This window comes from Agromyces luteolus (genome assembly GCF_009729855.1).
GTDB lineage: Bacteria > Actinomycetota > Actinomycetes > Actinomycetales > Microbacteriaceae > Agromyces > Agromyces luteolus.
This window is the reverse complement of sequence record NZ_WODA01000014.1, coordinates 51,747-72,127: the sequence shown is the minus strand read 5'-3', so window position 1 is coordinate 72,127 and position 20,381 is coordinate 51,747. Positions and strand designations below refer to the sequence as shown.

Sequence of the window (20,381 nt, the reverse complement as noted above, 5' to 3'; positions counted from 1 at the left end):
GCGGGCGGATGCCTCGGGCCCACGCGGCTGCGAGAATGGACGCCATGACCCTCGTCACGCCCTCCGCGACATCCGCCCTGCCCTTCAAGGTCGCCGACCTCTCGCTCGCCGAGGCGGGCCGGCACCAGCTCCGCCTCGCGGAGAACGAGATGCCGGGCCTCATGGCGCTCCGCGCGGAGTACGGCGAGTCGAAGCCGCTCGCCGGCGCCCGCATCGCGGGGAGCCTGCACATGACCGTGCAGACCGCGGTGCTCATCGAGACGCTCGTCGCGCTCGGCGCCGAGGTGCGCTGGGCGAGCTGCAACATCTTCTCCACGCAGGATGAAGCGGCCGCCGCGGTCGTCGTCGGCCCGGACGGCACGGTCGACGAGCCCGCCGGCGTGCCCGTCTTCGCCTGGAAGGGCGAGACGCTCGAGGAGTACTGGTGGTGCACCGACCGCATCTTCGACTGGTCGGCCGAGGCCGAGGCCGCGGGCGCCGACTGGGTCGGCCCGAACATGATCCTCGACGACGGCGGCGACGCCACGCTGCTCGTGCACCGCGGGCGCGAGTTCGAGGCGGCGGGCTCGGTTCCGGCGGCGGCGGATGACGCGAGCGCGGAGTACCGCGTCGTGCTCGACACGCTCCGCCGCTCGCTCGCCGCGAGCCCCGACCGCTGGACCCGCATCGCGACCGAGCTGCGGGGCGTCACCGAGGAGACCACGACCGGCGTGCACCGTCTGTACGAGCTGCACGCCGACGGCGAGCTGCTCTTCCCGGCGATCAACGTCAACGACTCGGTGACGAAGTCGAAGTTCGACAACAAGTACGGCATCCGCCACTCGCTGCCCGACGGCCTGAACCGTGCGACCGACGTGCTCATGGGCGGCAAGGTCGCGTTCGTCGCGGGCTACGGCGACGTCGGCAAGGGTGCGGCCGAGGCGCTGCGCGGCCAGGGCGCGCGCGTCATCGTCTCCGAGATCGACCCCATCAACGCGCTGCAGGCCGCGATGGACGGCTACCGGGTGGCGAGGCTCGAGTCCGTCGCCGACCAGGTCGACATCCTCGTCACGGGCACGGGCAACAAGGACGTCGTGCGGCTCGAGCACCTCCTCGCGCTGAAGCACCTCGCGGTCGTCGCGAACGTCGGCCACTTCGACAACGAGATCGACATGGCCTCGCTCGAGTCGCTCGAGGGTGCCGAGCGGGTCGAGATCAAGCCGCAGGTGCACGAGTGGCGCCTGCCGACGGGGCGCAGCATCCTCGTGCTCTCCGAGGGCCGCCTCATGAACCTGGGCAACGCGACCGGCCACCCGTCGTTCGTGATGTCGAACTCGTTCGCGAACCAGGTGCTGGCCCAGATCGAGCTCTGGACCCGGCCGGACGCCTACCCGATCGGGGTCTACGTGCTGCCGAAGCACCTCGACGAGAAGGTCGCGCGCCTGCACCTCGACGCGCTCGGCGTCGAGCTCACCGTGCTCACGCCCGAACAGGCGGCCTACATCGGCGTGCCGGTCGAGGGTCCGTACAAGGTCGACCACTACCGGTACTGAACACGGGCGGATGCCGCGGCGCGCGACGTGCGCCGCGGCATCCGCCGTCTCGGCTCGTGCGAGGGCCGGCGAGCTTCGCGGGCCCGCACGCGGGCGGCCGTTCAGCGTTCGGGGAAGCCGATCGGCCGCGACTCGAGCACGGGCGCGAGGGCGCGCATGCGCGCATCGACGAGCGCCAGCGCCGCGAGATCGCGCTCGCGCCGCAGCGCTGCGACGCCGGCGAGCAGGAGCTCGGGTTCGACGTGCGGCACCGGCGAGACGAAGGGGGCGACCTCGGCCGCGAGCGCTGCTGCGACGCGCTGCCGGCTCGCGGGCGCGAGGTGCGGGGCGTTGCGCAGGAACGATGCGACCCGGCGGGCGAGCGGATCCGGCATCCGACCGACGTCGGCGACGGCCGCCCAGCCCGAGAGCTCCCCGGGCACGCCGAACGCGGCCGGCACGTAGGCCTTCACGCGCTCGACCTGGCCGTGCGTGCCGGCGAGGATGTCGCCGAGGCGCTTCGAGTCGGGGTTCAGGAACCCGACGAGCACGGCGAGACCGCCGAAGGTGAGCCAGATCTCGAGCACGCCCGTGAGCGCGCGGATGAGGGCGTGCCGGAAGCCGATCGAGCCGCCGTCGTCGCGGACCACGCGGATGCCCATCGCCAGCTTGCCGAGCGAACGGCCGCGCGAGGCCGTCTCGACGGCCGTCGGCAGCACGACGATGCACGAGACGAGCAGCGCGATGCCGACCGCGCGGAACGCGGCCTCGTCGAGGTCGAGCCCCGAGATCGCGAGGAGGGAGAGCAGGCCGACGACGATCGTCAGGGCCACGTCGATCGCGGCGCCGCCGGCGCGCATGACGGCGCTCGCGGGGCGGAGGTCGAGCGCGACCGCCTCGCCCGTGAGCACGGCCTCGTCGTCGATCGCGGTCGCGGTCGCGGTCCGCGTCGGGGCGGCGTCGGCGGGCATGGCTAGTATTCAAGCAGATGGACCTCGACGCGCTCGCGACCGCCCGACACGACGACTGGGAGCGTCTCGACGCGCTCTCGCGGCGGTCGCGCCCGAGCGGCGCCGAGGCCGACGAGCTCATCGAGCGCTACCAGTCCGCGGCCGCCGACCTCTCGCTCGTGCAGGCCACCGCGGGATCGACGGCACTGGGGGAGCGGCTCTCGCTCATCCTCGCCCGGGCCCGGCTGCGCTTCACCGGCGTCTCCGAGAACCCGCTGCGGCAGCTCTCGCACTTCGCGCTCGTCGGGCTGCCCGCCGCCCTGTACCGGGTGCGCTGGCTCACCCTCGCCGTCGCCCTCGCGACGTTCGCGGTGGCGGGGCTGTACGCGGCCTGGGTGCTCGCCGACCCGCGGGTCATGGCGAACCTCGGCAGCGAGGAGGAACTCCGGCAGATCGCCGAGGAGGGCTTCGTCGCGTACTACTCCGAGAATCCCGCCGCGTCGTTCGCCGGGGCCGTGTGGACCAACAACGCCTGGATCGCGGCGCAGTGCGTGGCGTTCGGCATCACGGGGGTCTGGGTGCCGTGGGTGATCCTCCAGAACGCGCAGAACCTCGGCCTGACCGCGGCGATCATGTTCGCCTACGACGAGGCCGACACCTTCTTCCTCTACATCGCCCCGCACGGCCTGCTCGAGCTGACGTGCGTCTTCGTCGCGGCGGCGGCCGGCCTTCGGATCTTCTGGGCCTGGGTCGCTCCCGGTGCCCGCACGCGGGGCGCCGCCGTCGCGGAGGACGCCCGGGCGCTCTTCTCCGTCGCGATCGGGCTCGTCTTCTTCCTGCTGCTCGCCGGCGTCATCGAGGGCTTCGTGACGCCGGCGCCCTGGCCGTGGCCGGTCAAGATCGGCATCGGCGCGCTCGCCCTCGGGCTGCTGCTCTTCGCGATGCTCGTCCTCGGCCGGCGCGCGGCGAGGGCGGGCGAGACGGGCGACCTCGCCGCCTTCGACGCGGGCGCGCGGCGGGCGACCGCCGGCTGAGTCCCGGTCGCCCGCGGACGGCCGGCCGTGCGGCGAGCCCCGCGGCATCCGCTCAGAGCTGCCCGGCGGCCTTGAGCTCGAGGTACCGATCGGCGAGCGCCGGAGGCAGGTCGGCCGGACCGGCGGCCACGGTCGTCGCGCCGAGCCGCCGCGCCGCCGCGGCCACGCGGTCGCCGTCGAGGCGGGTGCGCTCCGCGGCCGCCGCCGCGTAGACGTCGGCCAGCTCGTCGCGCCGCGACACCGCGGCACCGAGCGTCGGATCGGTGACGGAGGCCACGATCACGCGGTGCCGCGCGGTCAGCTGGGGCAGCACGGACAGCAGGCCGCGCGCGCTGCCGGGGGAGTCCGCTGCCGTGAGCAGCACCACGAGCGCCCGCCGGCTCGTGACGCTGCGGACCTGCGCGGGAACCCCCGCCCAATCGGCCTCGATGAGCTCGGCCTCGACGTCGGCCATCGTGTCGACCATGCGGGCCAGCAGGTCCGCCCCGCTCGCGCCGTGGACGCGGCCGCGCCGACGCCGGTCCCAGAGCAGCAGGTCCACCCGGTCGCCCGCATGTGTCGCGAGCGCCGCGAGGAGGAGCGCCGCCTCGTAGGCCGTGTCGAGTCGCGGCTCGTCGGCGATGCGCGCCGCCGCGGTGCGCGAGGTGTCGACGACGATCACGATGCGCCGGTCCCGCTCGGGCCGCCACGTGCGGACCATGAGCTTCGCCGCCCCCGGGGACTCCGGGTCGGCGCGTCGGGCCGTCGCGCGCCAGTCGATCGAACGGACGTCGTCGCCGCGCACGTACTCGCGGAGCGAGTCGAACTCGGTGCCCTGTCCGCGGACGAGGATCGGGGTGCGGCCCTCGAGCTCGCGGAGCCGGGTGAGGCGCGACGGCAGGTGCGCGCGGGAGTGGAACGGCGGCAGCACGCGGAGCCGGCCGGGTGCGGCGAGCGTCGCCTGACGCGCCCACAGGCCGAGCGGACCGTGCGAGCGCACCGTGATCGCCTCGGTGACGCGGTCGCCGCGCCGCGTCGGCGTCAGGGCGAGCGTCACGCGCCCCCCCTCGCCCGCCGGCACGTCGACCCGCGACCGGTTCCGACCGTGCACGCCCGCCGACGGCGGCCATCCGTCGCGGACCTCGGCACGCAGCATCCGCCGCCCGAGGTTGCGCAGCACCAGCTCCGACCGGGCCGTCTCGCCGAGGCGCAGCCGCGACGGAAGGTCGCGTTCGACGGCGACGCGGCGAGGGGATGCCGCGAGCGCGAGATCGATTCCGCCGAGCGCCAGGGCCAGGAGCAGCCAGCCCAGCAGCGTCGCCCACGCGATGGCAGCGTCGGCGCCGAGCAGCACTACGGGCACGACGCCGAGGGCGACGAGCAGGCTGAAGCGTCCGGTGAGGGCCATCGTCAGAGCGGGACCTGGACCTGCTGCACGATCGACCGCAGCACCTGGTCGACCGACACGCCCTCGAGCTCGGCCTCGGGCCGGAGCTGCACGCGGTGGCGCCACGCCGGAAGCAGCATGGCCTGGACGTGATCGGGCGTCACCCGCTCGACGCCGTTCAGCCACGCCCAGGCCTTCGCCGCGGCCAGGAGGCCCGCGACGGCGCGGGGGCTGACGCCGAGCCGCATCGACGGGCTCCGGCGCGTGGCGCGGGCGAGGTCGACGACGTACGCGAGCACGTCGTCGGCGACGCCGACGCGGCGGGCCGCGGCGCGCGCGGCGAGCAGGTCGGCCGCGCCGAGGACCGGCTCGACGCCCGCGGCGGCGAGGTCGTGCGGGTCGAAGCCGTCGGCGTGGCGGCGGAGCATCGCCACCTCGGCGTCGCGCTCCGGGACCTCGAGCACGAGCTTCAGCAGGAACCGGTCGAGCTGCGCCTCCGGCAGGGCGTAGGTGCCCTCGTACTCGATCGGGTTCTGGGTCGCGGCCACGAGGAACGGTGCGGGCAGCGGCCTCGTCACGCCGTCGACCGACACCTGTCGCTCCTCCATGGCCTCGAGCAGTGCGGACTGCGTCTTCGGCGGCGTCCGGTTGATCTCGTCGGCGAGCAGCAGGTTCGTGAACACGGGTCCCTCGCGGAAGGCGAACTCGCCCGACCGCGGGTCGTACGCGAGCGAGCCCGTGACATCGCCGGGCATGAGGTCGGGGGTGAACTGCACGCGCCGCGTCTCGAGGCGGAGCGTGCGGCTGAGCGTGCGAACGAGCAGCGTCTTCGCGACGCCGGGCACGCCCTCGAGCAGCACGTGCCCGTCGGCGAGGAGCGCGATGATGAGGCCGGTCACGGCGCCGTCCTGGCCGACGACGGCCTTGCCCACCTCGGTGCGGACGCGGTCGAGCGCGCCGCGCAGCTGCGCGTCGTCGGGGATCGGGTCGGTCATGGTCGCCTTCCTGTCGGGTCGGTGGCTTCGAGGGATGCATCGGGGGCGATCGCGGCGTGCACGGCGCGTTCGAGCCCGTCGAGGTCGCGCGCGAGGCGGACGAGCTCGCGGTCGTCGCGCGGCACGGCGTCGACGAGCAGCGCGCGAACGGATGCCGCGGGCCGCCCGGTCGCGCCCGCCGCGGAGGCGACGACCGCGTCGACCTCGGCCGAGCGGGGCAGTCGCAGCGCGGCGGACAGTCGGCGGATCGTGCCGATCCGGAGCTGGTCGATCGACCGGAGGCGCGCGGAGCTCCGCGCGTACAGGCGCGCCCGGCCCTCGCCCGTCTCGGACGCGGGCACGTGCACGGGAAGGTCCTCGACCACGAGCGGACCGAACCGCCGGCCGCGCCAGGCGCCGGCGGCGATCGTGACGACGACGAGGAGGACGAGGACCGGGCTCACCCATCCGGGAGTCAGCTCGGCGAGGGTCGGCGCGCCCGCGGCATCCGCGTCGCCCGGCCCGGGCAGGTACCAGGCGAGACGCTCGCGCTCGCCGAGCAGGCCGATCGCGAGGGCCGCGTTGCCCGCCTCGTCGATGGTTTCGTTGGCGAACGGCGTCGTCGCACCCACCAACGCCACCTCGGCGCCGTCCGGCGCGGTCCCGGCCACCACGGCGAACCCGTCGCCGGACGGGAAGCAGCCGGTGAAGCCGGCTGCCGCGGCGTCGTCGTCGATCGCCAGCAGCCGCTGCCCGTCCGAGAGCGTCCCGGCCCGATCCGCGGCGGGCACGGCGCAGGCCGCTGGACCGGGCCCGCCCTCCGCGGCGCCGGCGAGCCGCACGCCGGGAGCGAGCACCTCGAGCGCCGCGAAGTCGGGTCGGGCGATCACGATGGCGTCGGCGACCGAGGCGAGCTCCCCGATCCGCTCCCGATCCAGTACGCCCAGCCCGTCGTGGACGAACACGGTCGCGCCGCGCCGTGCCTCGTCCAGGGCGGCGTCGAGGCTGCGCACCTGCCGGACCTCGACCCCGCGGCCCTCCAGCACCCGCGCGAGGGCCTGCGCGCCGCCCGGCGCCGGATCGTCGGCGGCGAGCGGCGGTCCGGGAGCGCGGATCGCACCCTGCAGCGCCACGAGGACGAGTGCGCCGGCGAGGAGCGCAACGGCCACGACGACCCACGTGCGCCTGCGGCTGAGCGACGCCCGCACGCCGGGTGAGACCGCCCGAGCGGCGCGGGCGGGCACGGGACCGGACTCGGATGCCGACGGGACCGCGGGGTCCTCGCGCACCGCGCTCACGCGTCCGCTCCGACGGCCGCGCCCGTCGCCGCGGCCGCCCGCGCCGTCTCGAGCTCAGCGTCGAGCGCGGCCACCTCGGCGTGCGTCCGGGCGTCGCCGGCACGACCCAGGTAGCGCACGCCGTCGAACGCGTCGGCCGCCCGTTCGAGCGCTGCGCCGTGCCCGGGGAAGGGCTGGGACGCCGCGCGCGCCATGCCGTGGGCCGTCGTGCCGGGGTGCACGCGGACGAGTTCGCGCTCGACGAGCCCCCGCACGAGGGCGCGGAAGCGCTCCTCGATCGCGAGCGCCCAGTCTCCGGACGCCGCGGCCCGTTCGGCGGCACGCCGGAGCGTGGCGGCGTCGCGCAGGTCGCCGTCGTCGAAGAGCGGAACGGAGCCGGGCGAGCGGCGCCGCAGGCGCGGCAGGCCGAACACGAGGAGACCGAGGCCGATGAGCCCGGCGACGACGAGCACCGCGATGAGCGCGAGCGTCGGGACCGGCAGCCCCGTGGCGCCGCTGAACAGGCTCGCGATCCAGTCGCGCACCGCCTGCGCCGCGAGGTCGAAGAGCGTCGGTTCGGCCGCGCGGTACTCCGGGTCGGCGAGTTCCTCGACCACCCACCGCCGCGCCTCCGGCGCGTCGGGGTCGAGCGGCGGCTCCAGCCGCGCGAGGGCCGTCAGGACCACGTCGGGACCGCGTCACCCGCCGGCGGGGGAGCGAACGGATCCGAGACGGGACGGCCCGCCTCCCGCTCCTCGACGTGCCGCTCGAGCTCGAGGTCGAGCCCCTCGGAACGCATCCTGAGGTCGATGTAGATGACGGCGATCAGCGCGGCCTGCACGACCGCGATGATCGCGCCCACGAGGATCGAGAGCACGGTGCCGACGATGGTCGACCCGATCGTCACCGCCTCGTACGTCGCGCCCCCCGTGGGGTCGAGGATGACGGCCAGGATCGTACCGCCCAGCACGGGCACCTGCACGACGGTCTGGCCGATCGTGGAGACGATGAGGCCGACGAGCAGGATCAGCCCGAACGTCCGCCAGAAGTACCCCGTCGTCAGCTGCCACGACCGGCGGACCGACTGCGCGATGCCCGCACGTTCGAGCACGATGACGCTCGGCACGAGAGCGAGCTTCGTCCCGAGCCAGGCGCCGAGCACGGCGAGCCCGAGGAGGAGCAGCAGGAGGACGAGGACCACGCCGACGACGGTGAGCGGGTCGGGCGCGATCAGGGCCGTCATGACGATGATCGCGGCGAGCAGGACGAAGGCCCCGAGCACGACGACGCTCACGAGCAGCGTCCAGCCGATCAGGGGGCCGATCCGGCCCGCGGCGCGCCGCCACAGCGCGCCGAACCCGAGCTTCTCGCCGAGCGTGCCGCTCGCGACCTCGACGACCATGACGCCCTGCAGGAAGGCCCCGGCCACCACGCCGACGGCGACCGGGACGAGCGTGAGCAGGATGAGCCATCCGATCGTCCCCGTCATGACCGCGTCGAGGTCCTCGGCGCTCGCGGACTCGATGCGACCGATCGCGAGCACGAGGAACGGCACGAAGACGGCGGCGGTCGCGATGGCCGAGGCGAGCTGGACGACGAGGCCCGTGCCGAACACGGGTGCGGGGTTCCGGCGGAGGGTGCGGAACGGCGCCCACAGCAGCGTGCCGAAGCCCATCGGCCGGAGCGGCAGCAGCCCGGGCTTCGGCGGCGGCGTCCACCCGCCGGGCGGCGCGCCGTAGCCGGGCGCCGTCGTCGCGCCGTACCCCGGTGCGGGTGCGGGCGGCGGTGCGGCGGCTCCCGGTGGGAGCGGGGGCGGTCCGTATCCGGCGCTCGCCGGGGGAGTGGGGGGATGCCACTGCTGATCCGACACGTGCGTCGTGCTCCTTCCCGGGGGATTCCACAATGCTGCCACAGGCCGCCCACGGCCGACCCGTCCATGCGAACGGCTACGCTGGTGCCACTGGACTGCCGCCCGGCCCGCCCGCCGGAACCCACGGAGAACGAACGCATGACGCCTCGCGTACTCGTCGTCGACGACGACACGGCCCTCGCCGAGATGATCGGCATCGTGCTGCGCACGGAGGGGTTCGATCCGGTGTTCTGCGCCGACGGTGGAGGCGCGCTCGGCGCGTTCCGCGAGGCCAAGCCCGACCTCGTGCTCCTCGACCTCATGCTGCCGGGGATGGACGGCATCGAGGTGTGCGGCCGCATCCGCGCCGAGAGCGGCACGCCGATCATCATGCTGACCGCCAAGAGCGACACCGCCGACGTCGTCAAGGGCCTGGAGTCCGGTGCCGACGACTACATGGTCAAGCCCTTCAACCCGAAGGAGCTCGTGGCCCGCATCCGGACGAGGCTTCGCCCGGCGCCCGAGACCGTCGTCGACACGATCACGGTCGGCGACCTCGAGATCGACGCGGCCGGCCACGAGGTCCGTCGCGGCGACGAGCGCATCAACCTCACGCCGCTCGAGTTCGACCTCCTGCTCACCCTCGCATCGAAGCCGCAGCAGGTGTTCACGCGCGAGATGCTCCTCGAGCAGGTGTGGGGCTACCACTACAAGGCCGACACGCGACTCGTGAACGTGCACGTGCAGCGGCTGCGCGCGAAGGTCGAGCACGATCCGGACAACCCGCGGATCGTGATGACCGTCCGCGGCGTGGGCTATCGCGCCGGCACCACGACCTGAGGCGGGTCGCGCCATGTCCACCGCGGCCACCCCGGCGCAGCGCGCCGCCGGATGGCTGCGCGAGCGCGTCCGACGCTTCTCCACGCTGTGGCGCCGGTCGCTGCAGTTCCGCACCGTGCTCATCACGCTCGGCCTGTCGAGCCTCGCCATCCTCGTCATCGGCTTCACGATCTCGTTCACGGTCGCGTCGAACCTGTTCCAGGCCCAGGTCGAGGACGCGCTGGGGGCGTCGTCGACGGCCGCCGCGGCCGCGCAGAGCGCCCTCGACGCGTCGGACGCCACCGACCGGGCGACCGTGCAGGCCGTCACCAACTCCGCGATCGAGACGGTCATCGGCGTCTCCGGGAGCCCCGACATCGCGCTCTTCCGCGCGCCCGGCACGACACCCGTGAGCCTCGCCCCGCCCGACTTCCTCAGCCCCGACCTCGGCGGGAAGATCTCGCCCGAGCTCCGCGAGCGCGTGCAGGAGAACCCCGACACGCAGTACTGGCAGTCCGTCGAGCTCGACGGACGGGACGGCGAGCCGGTTCCCGGCGTCGTCGTGGGCACCGACCTGGTCATCCCCGGCGGAGCGGGACGCTACGAGCTGTACATCGGGTACGACCTCGCGGACGCCGCACAGACCCTGGCGTTCATGCAGCTCACGGGCGCCATCGGCGCGGTCGCGCTGATCGCGCTCCTCAGCGCGATCACGCTCGTCGTGGTGCGCTGGGTCATCGAGCCGATCCAGGCGGTCTCGGCGACGAGCCGGCGACTCGCCGCGGGAGACCTCGGCGTCCGGCTCCCCGCCAAGGGCGAGGACGAGCTCGCGGCGCTCGCCGAATCGTTCAACGGCATGGCGGACACGCTGCAGGCCCGCATCCACGACCTCGCCGAGCTCTCGGTCATGCAGCAGCGATTCGTGAGCGACGTCTCGCACGAGCTGCGCACGCCGCTCACGACCATCCGACTCGCGGGCGAGGTGCTCTACGGCCAGCGCGAGGACTTCCCGCCCGCGACCGCCCGCACGGCGGAGCTCCTGAAGACGCAGACCGAGCGGTTCGAGACGCTGCTCGCCGACCTCCTCGAGATCAGCCGCTACGACGCCGGCTCCGTCGAGCTGGAGACGGAACCGACGAACCTCGTCAACCTCGCCGCCGAATCCATCGAGTCGATGCACGCGCTCGCGCTCGAGCGCGGCAGCGAGCTCCGGCTCGAGGCACCGGGCGGGCACCTCGACGCGGAGGTCGACCCCCGTCGCATCCGCCGCATCGTCCGCAACCTCATCGGCAACGCGATCGAGCACGGTGAGGGCCGGCCGATCGTCGTCTCGGTCGACTCGAACGCCACGGCGGTCGCGCTCTCGGTGCGCGACTACGGGCTCGGCATGTCCGAGGAGGCGGCGCAGCGCGTGTTCGACCGGTTCTGGCGAGCCGATCCGAGTCGTCGGCGCACGATCGGGGGCACCGGCCTCGGGCTCGCGATCTCGGTCGAGGACGCGGTCGCGCACGGCGGGACGCTCGACGTCTGGTCGCGCGAGGGTCGCGGCACCGTCTTCCGCCTCGTCCTCCCGCGCGTCCACGACCCGGAGGACCCGGTCGTCGCGCCGCTCCCGCTCGAGCCCGCCGATCCCGAGGCGACCGGACCGGACGGCGGTGCACCCGTCGCCGCGGGCGACGCCCCGATCCAGGAGGGCAGCGATGTCTGACCGCGCATCCCGATCACGTCTCGTGCGCCTGGCGATCGCCGCGGCGACGGTCGTCGCCGCGCTCACCGGGTGCGTGTCGATCCCGACGAGCGGGGCGGTGAACCAGGGCGACCCCGAGGCCACCGAGCAGCCGGTGGACATCGACATCCTCCCGCGCGGTCCGCGCGAGGACGCGAACCAGCAGCAGATCCTCGACGGCTTCATCGATGCCGCCGCGAGCCCCAGCGGCAACTACGAGATCGCGCGCCAGTTCCTCACGCCCACGTTCGCCGACGAGTGGGAGTCGGGTGCCGCCGTCTCGATCGACGTGCTCGCGGATCGGTCCTTCACGCAACTCGGCGACGACCTGATCCGCATGCGGGTCGTGCCTCAGGCGAGCCTCGCCGAGAACGGCCAGTACATCGCGGCCGGTTCGACCGAGCCCGTGCAGCTCGAGTACCGCTTCGAGCAGATCGACGGCCAATGGCGGATCTCGCTCGCGCCGCCCGGGGTGCTCATCGACGAGACGAGCTTCGGGCTGGTCTACCGCGACTACAGCCTCGCGTTCTTCGACCCGCAGTTCCGATACGTCGTGCCGGACGTGCGGTGGTTCGCCGGTCGCGACTCCCTCCAGACGAGCATCGTCCGGGCCCTGCTCGAGGGGCCCGTCGAGTGGCTCGACCCCGGCGTGGCATCCGCGTTCCCCGAGGACGTCGAACTGGGCCAGTCGACCGTGCCGGTCACGGGGGGCACGGCCACGGTCGACCTGCGCGGCGCCGCGTTCGACAACATCCGCGCCATCCAGCTCATGCAGTACCAGCTCGAGCAGAGCCTCCTCGGCGTGCGCAACGTCGACGACGTGTCGCTGACCCTGAACGGCGTTCCGCTCAGCGCACCGGACCCGGCGGACCTGCCGGAGCGCACGCTCCGCGTCGACCCGCGCCCCGTGGTCTACGACGGCGAGGCCTTCGGATACCTGTCGTCGGCGGGCGAGCAGGTGGCCGCCATCGAGGGCGTGTCCGAGCAGGTCGTGGCGCTCGGCCCGGTCGGTGCGGCGCTCGGCCCCGGCGCGACTGCTGCGGCGGTCCTCGCGGAGGACGGCGTCCTCCTCGTCGACGCGAACGCCGACACCGTGCTGCTCGACCCCCGCGGCGGCCTCATCACGCCGGCGTTGGACGTCGACGGGATCGTCTGGTCCGTGCCGGGTGACGCGCCGGACGAGCTCGCCTGGTACGCGGCCGACGGATCGAGCGGGCAGATCGCGGTGCCGTGGACCGCCGACCGGATCGTCTCGCTGCAGCTCGCCCGGGACGGCACGCGCATGGCCGCCCTGCTCGTGGACGGATCGCGCACGCGCCTGGTCGCCGCGTCGGTCGTGCGCGGGGAGGACGGGATCCCGACGGAGCTCGGGCCGGTGACCCTGGAGCTGGCCGCGTCCGGCGGCACGCCGCTGGACGTCGCCTGGCTCGATTCGCGCACGATCGGGACGCTCACGCAGACGGCGGAGGTGGAGACCCGGCTGACCGTGCAGGAGCTGGGCACCCCGGCCGAGTCTCGCGACGGGCCGCCCTCGGGCATCCGGATCGATGGCGCGAACAGCCTCCGCGACCTCCGGATCCTCACGTCCGACGGCGGCCTCGCGACGGGCGCCGGCGTCGGATGGCAGGTGCAGGCGCGCGACCTGCGCTTCCTCGCCACGCAGCAGACCGGCTGACCGGCCCACCGGGGAGCCGCACCCGCCCTCCACCGCCACCGGGCGGAGCGCAGTCGCCACCGACCCCAGCGGGATCGGACGCGGCCCGGCCGCGGGCGGCATCCTGCGGGTGTGATCCCGCCAGTCGCAGGTCCATGGCCGACGCGCGCCCCGGCCGCCCTGCTCGACGCCCTCTCCCTGCTCCTGCCGGTCGCGTGCGCCGGGTGCGGCGAACCCGACCGAGGCCTCTGCGACGGATGCCGCTCCGCACTCGCCCCGCGCCCCGTCCGCGTCGAGCCGCGGCCCGCCGGGGTCGCCACGTGGGCCGCGCTGGAGTACGAGGGGACGGCGGCGCGCGTCATCCGGGCGTTCAAGGACGACGGGAGGACGGATGCCGCGCGGGCGCTCGGCGCGGCGCTGCGGCACTCCCTCGCGGCGGCGGCCGGCGGGCTCGACCCGACGCCCCGCGAGATCGCGGTGGTGCCGTCGACCGCCGCGGCTCGGCGAACGCGCGGGTACGACCCGGTGCGCCTGCTCGTGCGGCGTGCGGGCTTCGCACCCGCCCAGGTGCTCCGCGCCGGTCGCCGCGCGGACCAGGCGGCACTCGGTCGCGAGGCCCGTCGCCTCAACGCCGACGGGTCGTTCGCGGCCCCCGGGCGGCTCGACGGGCGGCGGTTCGTGCTCGTCGACGACGTCGTGACGACGGGTTCGACGCTGGCCGACGCGGCCCGCGCCATCCGGGAGGCGGGCGGCTCGGTGGACGCGATCTCGGTGCTCGCCCGCACCCGCCTGCGAATCGGCCGAGTGGATGCGGACGCGTGAGCATCCACCCGTGACATCCGACACCTCGGGGGCTACGGTGTCAGGACAGGCGTGGTCGAACCACCCCTTCAGAACCGGGTGACACGCCGGTGGATGGAGGTTGACATGGAACTGAACATCGTCGGACGAAACCTGGAAGTCACCGATCGATTCCGCGCCTACGCGGCCGAGAAGGCCGAGAAGGTCTCCAGCCTGTCCGAACGAGCGATCTCGCTCGACATCAAGGTCAGCCGTCACAACGAGAAGAACGGCAACACCTCCGGCCTCGACCGGGTCGAGCTCACCCTCGTCGGCAAGGGCCCGGTGGTCCGCGCCGAGGCCGACGGGGCCGACAAGTACGCGGCGCTCGACGTCGCGCTCGGGCGGCTCCTGGAGCGCATCCGCCGCGCCAAGGACCGCCGCAAGGTGCACCGAGGCGGCAACCGCCGCCCGACCTCCCTCCGCGAGGCCACCGACGCCGGCTTCGCCGACATGGGCGTCCAGGCCGCGGACGTCGAGATCCTGGAGAAGGTCCGCACCGGCAACATCCCGATCGTGGGCGAGGAGCCCGCGGCCGAGGAGGACGAGGACTACTCGCCCGTGGTGATCCGCCGCAAGGTCTTCGCGGCGACACCGATGACCGTCGACGACGCCCTGTACCACATGGAGCTCGTCGGCCACGACTTCTACCTCTTCATCGACTCGGAGAACCACCGGCCGAGCGTCGTGTACCGCCGCAAGGGCTGGGACTACGGCGTGATCGGCCTCGACGAGCACGCCAGGGCCGACCAGGCCGAGGCGGCCGAGGCGCTCGGGCTCGCGCGCACGATCGCCTGACCCCCGTCCGCCGGACCGCACGACGGCCCCGGACGGCACGCCTCACGCGTGCCCCCGGGGCCGTCGCCCAGTCCACTGCCCAGTAGCATGGCTATGATGACCGTCGGCAAGGCGGATCCTCCGGCGTGCGCGGGTGCCCCACCCCGACGTCGCACGCCTGAACGACAACGGGAGAGCAGTTCGTGGCTTCGATTCTGGAAAAGGTCCTCCGCGTCGGCGAGGGTCGCACGCTCAAGCGGCTCGAGAACTACGCCGCCGCGATCAACGCCCTCGAAGACGACTTCCGGGCGCTGAGCGACGAGGAGCTCAAGCACGAGACCGTCGAGCTCCGCGAGCGCTACGGCAACGGCGAGTCGCTCGACGACCTCCTGCCCGAGGCGTTCGCCGCGGTGCGCGAGGCGAGCCGCCGCACGCTCGGCCTCCGCCACTTCGACGTGCAGCTCATGGGCGGCGGAGCGCTCCACCTCGGCAACATCGCCGAGATGAAGACCGGTGAGGGCAAGACCCTCGTGGCGACGACCGCGGCCTACCTCAACGCGCTCACGAGCCGGGGCGTGCACATCGTCACGGTCAACGACTTCCTCGCGAGCTACCAGTCCGAGCTCATGGGCCGGGTCTTCCGGGCGCTCGGCATGACCACCGGCTGCATCGTCGCGGGTCAGACGCCGGCCGTGCGCCGCGAGCAGTACGCCGCCGACATCACCTACGGCACGAACAACGAGTTCGGCTTCGACTACCTGCGCGACAACATGGCGTGGCAGGCGGGCGACATGGTCCAGCGCGGCCACTACTTCGCGATCGTCGACGAGGTCGACTCGATCCTCATCGACGAGGCGCGGACCCCGCTCATCATCTCCGGACCGGCCTCGGGCGAGGCGAACCGGTGGTTCACCGAGTTCGCGAACCTCGCCAAGCGCCTCGTCGCCGGCGAGGACTACGAGGTCGACGAGAAGAAGCGCACGGTCGGCGTGCTCGAGCCCGGCATCGAGAAGGTCGAGGACTACCTCGGCATCGACAACCTGTACGAGTCGGCGAACACGCCGCTCATCTCGTTCCTGAACAACTCCATCAAGGCGAAGGCGCTGTTCAAGAAGGACAAGGACTACGTCGTGATGAACGGCGAGGTGCTCATCGTCGACGAGCACACCGGGCGCATCCTCGTCGGCCGCCGCTACAACGAGGGCATCCACCAGGCGATCGAGGCGAAGGAGGGCGTGCAGGTCAAGGCCGAGAACCAGACCCTCGCGACCGTCACGCTGCAGAACTACTTCCGCCTGTACGACAAGCTCGCGGGCATGACCGGCACCGCCGAGACCGAGGCGGCCGAGTTCATGGCGACCTACAAGCTGGGCGTCGTCGCCATCCCGACCAACAAGCCGATGGTGCGCATCGACCAGCCCGACCTCGTCTACAAGAACGAGGAGGCCAAGTTCGCCCAGGTCGTCGAGGACATCGTCGACCGGCACAAGAAGGGCCAGCCCGTGCTGGTCGGCACGACGAGCGTCGAGAAGAGCGAGTACCTCTCGCGCCTGCTCGCGAAGAAGGGCGTGCGGCACGAGGTGCTGAACGCGAAGAACCACGCTCGCGAGGCCGCGATCGTCGCGCAGGCGGGGCGCTACGGCGCCGTCACGGTGGCGACGAACATGGCCGGCCGCGGCACCGACATCATGCTCGGCGGCAACGCCGAGTTCATCGCCGTGCAGAAGATGCACGAACGCGGCCTCAGCCCCGTCGACACCCCCGAGGAGTACGAGGCGGCCTGGGACGACGTCTTCGAGCGGATCAAGGCCGAGACCTCGGGCGAGGCCCAGAAGGTCCTCGACGCCGGCGGACTGTACGTGCTCGGCACCGAGCGCCACGAATCGCGGCGCATCGACAACCAGCTGCGCGGCCGGTCGGGCCGTCAGGGCGACCCCGGCGAGAGCCGCTTCTACCTCTCGCTCACGGACGACCTCATGCGTCTGTTCAACGCGGGCGCGGCCGAGAGCCTGATGTCGCGTGGCGTCCCCGACGACGTCGCGATCGAGTCGAAGGTCGTCACGCGTGCCATCCGCTCGGCGCAGTCGCAGGTCGAGGCCCGCAACGCGGAGATCCGCAAGAACGTCCTGAAGTACGACGACGTCCTGAACCGCCAGCGCGAGGCGATCTACTCCGACCGCCGGCACATCCTCGAGGGCGACGACCTGCACGACCGCGTGCAGAGCTTCCTCGAGCAGGTCATCGACGAGGTCCTCGACGAGCACACCGCGGCCGGCAGCCCCGACGAGTGGGACTTCGACGCCCTGTGGGCCGAGCTGAAGACCCTCTACCCGATCGGCATCACGATCGACGAGGTCGTCGCCGAGGCCGGCGAGAAGGGTCGCGTCAACCGCGACTTCGTCCGGCGCGAGATCCTCTCCGACGCCCGGCTCGCGTACGACCGCCGCGAGCAGGAGCTCGGCAGCCCCGCGATGCGCGAGCTCGAGCGGCGCGTCGTGCTCTCGGTCATCGACCGACGCTGGCGCGACCACCTCTACGAGATGGACTACCTCAAGGACGGCATCGGCCTCCGCGCGATGGCGCAGCGCGACCCGCTCGTCGAGTACCAGCGCGAGGGATACGCGATGTTCCAGCAGATGATGGGCTCGATCCGCGAGGAGACGATCGGCTTCCTGTTCAACCTCGAGGTCGAGGTCGCGCAGCAGGCCGGCGTCGCCGGCCCGCGCATCGAGGCGAAGGGCCTCCAGCGACAGACCGCGCCCGAGGAGAAGCTCAGCTACACGGCGCCGAGCGACTCGGGCGGCGTCGAGGTCCGCAACCAGCGCGGCCAGCTCCAGCAGGCGGCGACCCAGCGCGCCCGCCGCGCCGTGGCCCAGCAGTCCGCCGAGCCGCGCCAGCCGCAGGCGCCGGCCGCGCGAGGCGCGTTCGGCCAGCGGCAGGAGGGCGACGCGGCCCCGATGAACCGCCAGGAACGCCGTGCGCAGGAGCGCAAGGGTCGCTGACCCGAGGATGCACGCGAACGGCCCGGGGCGACCCGGGCCGTTCGCGTGTCGCGGAGCCGCGCGAGGCGCGTGCGGGACCCGTCAGCGGCTGGCGCTCCGACCCTCGAGGTACGACGTGTGGACGGGCCCGAGTCCCTTGACCTCGATGACGCCGCGCTCCGCGACGAGGTACTCGGGTCCGAGCCCGTCGGCGACCCGGTCGCTCACCTGGATCGCGCCGGGCGGCGCCGTCGACTGCATGCGGCTCGCGGTGTTCACCGTCGACCCGTAGACGTCCCAGAGGAAACGCGAGTCGCCGATCACCCCCGCGACCGCGGGGCCCATGTCGATCCCGACGCGGAGGCGGATGCCGGCCCGTCCGCCGATCGCGTGCGCCGCCGAGATCTCGCGCAGGCCGAGCGCCAGGTCGGCGAGCGAGGAGAGGTCGGGCGTTCCGGACGGCCCCCCGCTGATCGCCAGGTAGGCGTCTCCGATCGTCTTGACCTTGGTCACGCCGAGCCGCGCGGCGAGGTCGTCGAACTCCCGGAGCAGGTCGTTGAGGTCGTGCACGAGGTCGTCGGCGGACACCGATTCTGACAGGCTCGTGAAGTCGACGATGTCGGCCATGAGGACGCCGAGTCGTTCGTAGCGGTCGGCGATCGGCCGTTCACCGGCGATCAGCCGGTCGGCGATCGCGTCGGGGAGCACGTTGCGGAGGAGCCGGTCGGTGCGGTCGCGCTCAGCGGCCAATGCCGCGGCCAGGCGATCGCGCGAGTTCACGTACGAGTCCATCGCGACGAACATGATGGTCGAGATCGAGACGATGTTCACGGCGAAGAACACGGTGACGACGGTCGCGTCGAGCGGTGGCACGAGACCGCGGAGCAGGGGTTCCAGCGGGACGAGTGCGACCACGATCGCCGTGAACACGCCGAAGACGACCCAGGGGCGCGATGCCCGCATGAACGACAGCGCGCCCACCGGCGCCGCGAGCGAGAAGAGCACGACGGCGCTGCTCTGCACGAACCCGCCGAGCGCCACGTGCACCAGCGGGGGGAGCAGCAGGAACATCACGAGCTGCGATGCGCGCACGAAGCGATCGTCGTGCCGATACCGGAGCACGAGGAGCCCGACGGTCGTCATCAGCACGTAGAACGTGGGGATGGATGCCGCCACGGGGCGGCCGATCGAGTAGTAGAACAGCGCCCACGGCGTCACGACGATCGCCGTGAACACCGCGGTGAAGGTCAGGACCGACTTCTCGATGCGGCGGTCGTCGTCGTCGTCGATCGAGAAGCCGACGGATGCCACGGTCGCGAGCAGCCGTGGGATGCGACCCTCGGACGCCGAGCGGGGCTCCATCGCATGAGCCTATTGGATCGGCCCGGCGCGCGGCGCGGGGCGAGCCCGATCACAGCACGCTGATGACGCTCGCCCGCCAGCGCTGGTCGAGCCCTTCGAGGCGGATGGCGACGGCCCGGGACCTCGCGCGCTGGTGCACCATGACGACCGCTTCGACGATGCCGTCGCCCGGTTCGCCGAGGTGCACCCGGCCGACCGTGAACGCGGGACGCTGGGGGACGAGCCCCTTCGCCCGCCGCGCCCGAGCGGCGAGCACGACGCGCTTGGAGAGGTTGCGGTACACGTCGTCGGTGACCCATCGCGCGAGCTGCTCGAGGTCGCGCGCGCCGGCGAGCACCTCGATCACGCAGTGCGTGAGGTTCCGCAGGATCGGCTCGGGGTCGGGCAGTTCGTCCCGCCCCGCGCGCTGGCGGGAGAAGTAGTCGTCGAGGTCGAGGCGGCGGGCACTCGTCCCGTGGATCGCGGCGCTGCGGGGCGCGCCGGGCTGGCGTGCGGTCATGACGGCTCCAGTAGGGCGGGGCGATCGGCGGGGTTCCGACGCGACGTGTCCCCTCTTCGGGGGTGTTCGGGTGGTCTAGATCGAACGGTAGGGGCGCGGGCGTACGGGTGTCAAGGGAAATGACCGCCTGTGGACAACCCGGCCGCCGTGCGGCCTCGGGGGTAGCGTCGGCTCATGCGGTGGGACCGGCTGTTCGACGACCTCGAGTCGCAGCTCGACCATGACCGCCTCGAGGAGGCGCGGTCGCTCGCCATCGAGACCGAACGCGCGCGGATCGGTCGTCTCGGGCTGCGCGACCGGATCGCCGCGATGACCCGGGCCGACGGCGGAGCCGTCCGCCTGGCGCTCGTCGACGCGACCTCGGTGCAGCTGCGGCCGACGGCCTTCGGCCGCGACTGGATCGGCGGGGTGCCGGACGGGCGGCCCGGCTCGCAGTGCGTCGTGCCGGTCGCCGCGATCGCGGCCGTGTCGGCGAGCCGGCGGCAGGTCGAGGCCGGTCTCGCCCCGCAGACGGCCTCGACCGGCATCATCGAGCGCATCGGCCTCGCCTTCGCGCTCCGCGACCTCGGTCGGCGTCGAGCAGGGGTGGAACTGCGAACGCTCGACGGCCTCGCGCACGGGACCATCGATCGGGTCGCCGCCGACCACCTCGACCTCGCGCTGCACGAGCCGGGGGCGCCGCGGCGCGAACGGGAGGTCCGGGGTTACCGCCTCGTGCCGTTCGCCCGGATCACGGTCGTCCTCGCGACCGAGGCGACCTGA

General features: G+C 73.2%; 17 protein-coding genes. 9 read left to right on the top strand and 8 right to left on the bottom strand.

Translation table 11 applies throughout. The features are described 5' to 3' along the window. The first annotated feature begins 44 nt into the window (after nt 1-44). On the top strand, nt 45-1,532 hold the full coding sequence (ahcY, locus tag GLX25_RS07705; RefSeq protein ID WP_155841844.1) for an adenosylhomocysteinase: 1,488 nt from the start codon (nt 45-47) through the stop codon (nt 1,530-1,532). Nucleotides 1,533-1,633: 101 nt separating this feature from the next. Here ahcY and GLX25_RS07700 read toward each other — a convergent pair whose 3' ends face one another. Further along, complete coding sequence (locus GLX25_RS07700; protein ID WP_155841842.1) at nt 1,634-2,482, bottom strand: RDD family protein; 849 nt, start codon at nt 2,480-2,482, stop codon at nt 1,634-1,636. 17 nt (nt 2,483-2,499) lie between these two features. Between GLX25_RS07700 and GLX25_RS07695 the strand changes: the two genes are divergently transcribed. Next, nucleotides 2,500-3,495, top strand: a complete 996-nt coding sequence (locus GLX25_RS07695) for a stage II sporulation protein M (protein WP_155841840.1) — start codon at nt 2,500-2,502, stop codon at nt 3,493-3,495. Between the two features lie 52 nt (nt 3,496-3,547). On the opposite strand, the gene GLX25_RS07690 is transcribed toward GLX25_RS07695, so the two are convergent. Genes GLX25_RS07690 through GLX25_RS07670 form a run of 5 tightly spaced genes read right to left on the bottom strand, consistent with a single transcriptional unit; the run spans nt 3,548 to nt 8,982 of the window. Continuing rightward, entirely contained in the window at nt 3,548-4,882 is a 1,335-nt protein-coding gene (locus tag GLX25_RS07690; protein ID WP_155841838.1) for a DUF58 domain-containing protein, read from the bottom strand. Nucleotides 4,883-4,884: 2 nt separating this feature from the next. Continuing rightward, a complete protein-coding gene (locus GLX25_RS07685; RefSeq protein WP_155841837.1) occupies nt 4,885-5,856 on the bottom strand; it encodes an AAA family ATPase in 972 nt (323 codons plus the stop codon). Further along, nucleotides 5,853-7,133, bottom strand: a complete 1,281-nt coding sequence (locus GLX25_RS07680; protein WP_271192505.1) for a DUF4350 domain-containing protein — start codon at nt 7,131-7,133, stop codon at nt 5,853-5,855. The genes GLX25_RS07685 and GLX25_RS07680 overlap by 4 nt, the downstream gene beginning before the upstream one ends. Beyond that, entirely contained in the window at nt 7,130-7,798 is a 669-nt protein-coding gene (locus GLX25_RS07675; RefSeq protein ID WP_166548585.1) for a DUF4129 domain-containing protein, read from the bottom strand. The genes GLX25_RS07680 and GLX25_RS07675 overlap by 4 nt, the downstream gene beginning before the upstream one ends. Continuing rightward, nucleotides 7,789-8,982, bottom strand: coding sequence for a hypothetical protein (locus GLX25_RS07670; protein ID WP_155841835.1), 1,194 nt, complete (start codon nt 8,980-8,982; stop codon nt 7,789-7,791). Before GLX25_RS07670 ends, GLX25_RS07675 begins: the two co-directional genes overlap by 10 nt. 138 nt (nt 8,983-9,120) lie before the next feature. Between GLX25_RS07670 and mtrA the strand changes: the two genes are divergently transcribed. From mtrA to secA, 6 genes are all read left to right on the top strand, one after another. Further along, nucleotides 9,121-9,801 carry an MtrAB system response regulator MtrA gene (gene mtrA, locus GLX25_RS07665; protein ID WP_155841834.1) on the top strand — a complete coding sequence of 227 codons (681 nt, stop codon included), beginning with the start codon at nt 9,121-9,123 and terminating at the stop codon, nt 9,799-9,801. Nucleotides 9,802-9,814: 13 nt separating this feature from the next. After that, a complete protein-coding gene (gene mtrB / locus GLX25_RS07660) occupies nt 9,815-11,488 on the top strand; it encodes an MtrAB system histidine kinase MtrB (protein WP_155841832.1) in 1,674 nt (557 codons plus the stop codon). Next, nucleotides 11,481-13,181, top strand: coding sequence for an LpqB family beta-propeller domain-containing protein (locus GLX25_RS07655; protein ID WP_155841830.1), 1,701 nt, complete (start codon nt 11,481-11,483; stop codon nt 13,179-13,181). The genes mtrB and GLX25_RS07655 overlap by 8 nt, the downstream gene beginning before the upstream one ends. Nucleotides 13,182-13,292: 111 nt before the next feature. Then, entirely contained in the window at nt 13,293-13,982 is a 690-nt protein-coding gene (locus GLX25_RS07650; protein WP_166548584.1) for a ComF family protein, read from the top strand. Nucleotides 13,983-14,087: 105 nt separating this feature from the next. Next, the gene (gene hpf / locus GLX25_RS07645) at nt 14,088-14,798 is read left to right on the top strand and encodes a ribosome hibernation-promoting factor, HPF/YfiA family (RefSeq protein WP_155841828.1); all 711 of its coding nucleotides are present in this window, start codon (nt 14,088-14,090) and stop codon (nt 14,796-14,798) included. Between the two features lie 182 nt (nt 14,799-14,980). After that, nucleotides 14,981-17,779: a preprotein translocase subunit SecA gene (secA, locus tag GLX25_RS07640; RefSeq protein ID WP_166548583.1), complete on the top strand. Its 2,799-nt coding sequence runs from the start codon at nt 14,981-14,983 to the stop codon at nt 17,777-17,779. Nucleotides 17,780-17,860: 81 nt separating this feature from the next. Here secA and GLX25_RS07635 read toward each other — a convergent pair whose 3' ends face one another. Next, the gene (locus GLX25_RS07635; protein ID WP_155841826.1) at nt 17,861-19,120 is read right to left on the bottom strand and encodes an adenylate/guanylate cyclase domain-containing protein; all 1,260 of its coding nucleotides are present in this window, start codon (nt 19,118-19,120) and stop codon (nt 17,861-17,863) included. A 49-nt stretch (nt 19,121-19,169) separates the two neighbouring features. Next, nucleotides 19,170-19,619 carry an Rv3235 family protein gene (locus tag GLX25_RS07630; protein WP_155841824.1) on the bottom strand — a complete coding sequence of 150 codons (450 nt, stop codon included), beginning with the start codon at nt 19,617-19,619 and terminating at the stop codon, nt 19,170-19,172. Between the two features lie 174 nt (nt 19,620-19,793). Between GLX25_RS07630 and GLX25_RS07625 the strand changes: the two genes are divergently transcribed. Further along, entirely contained in the window at nt 19,794-20,381 is a 588-nt protein-coding gene (locus GLX25_RS07625) for a hypothetical protein (protein WP_155841822.1), read from the top strand.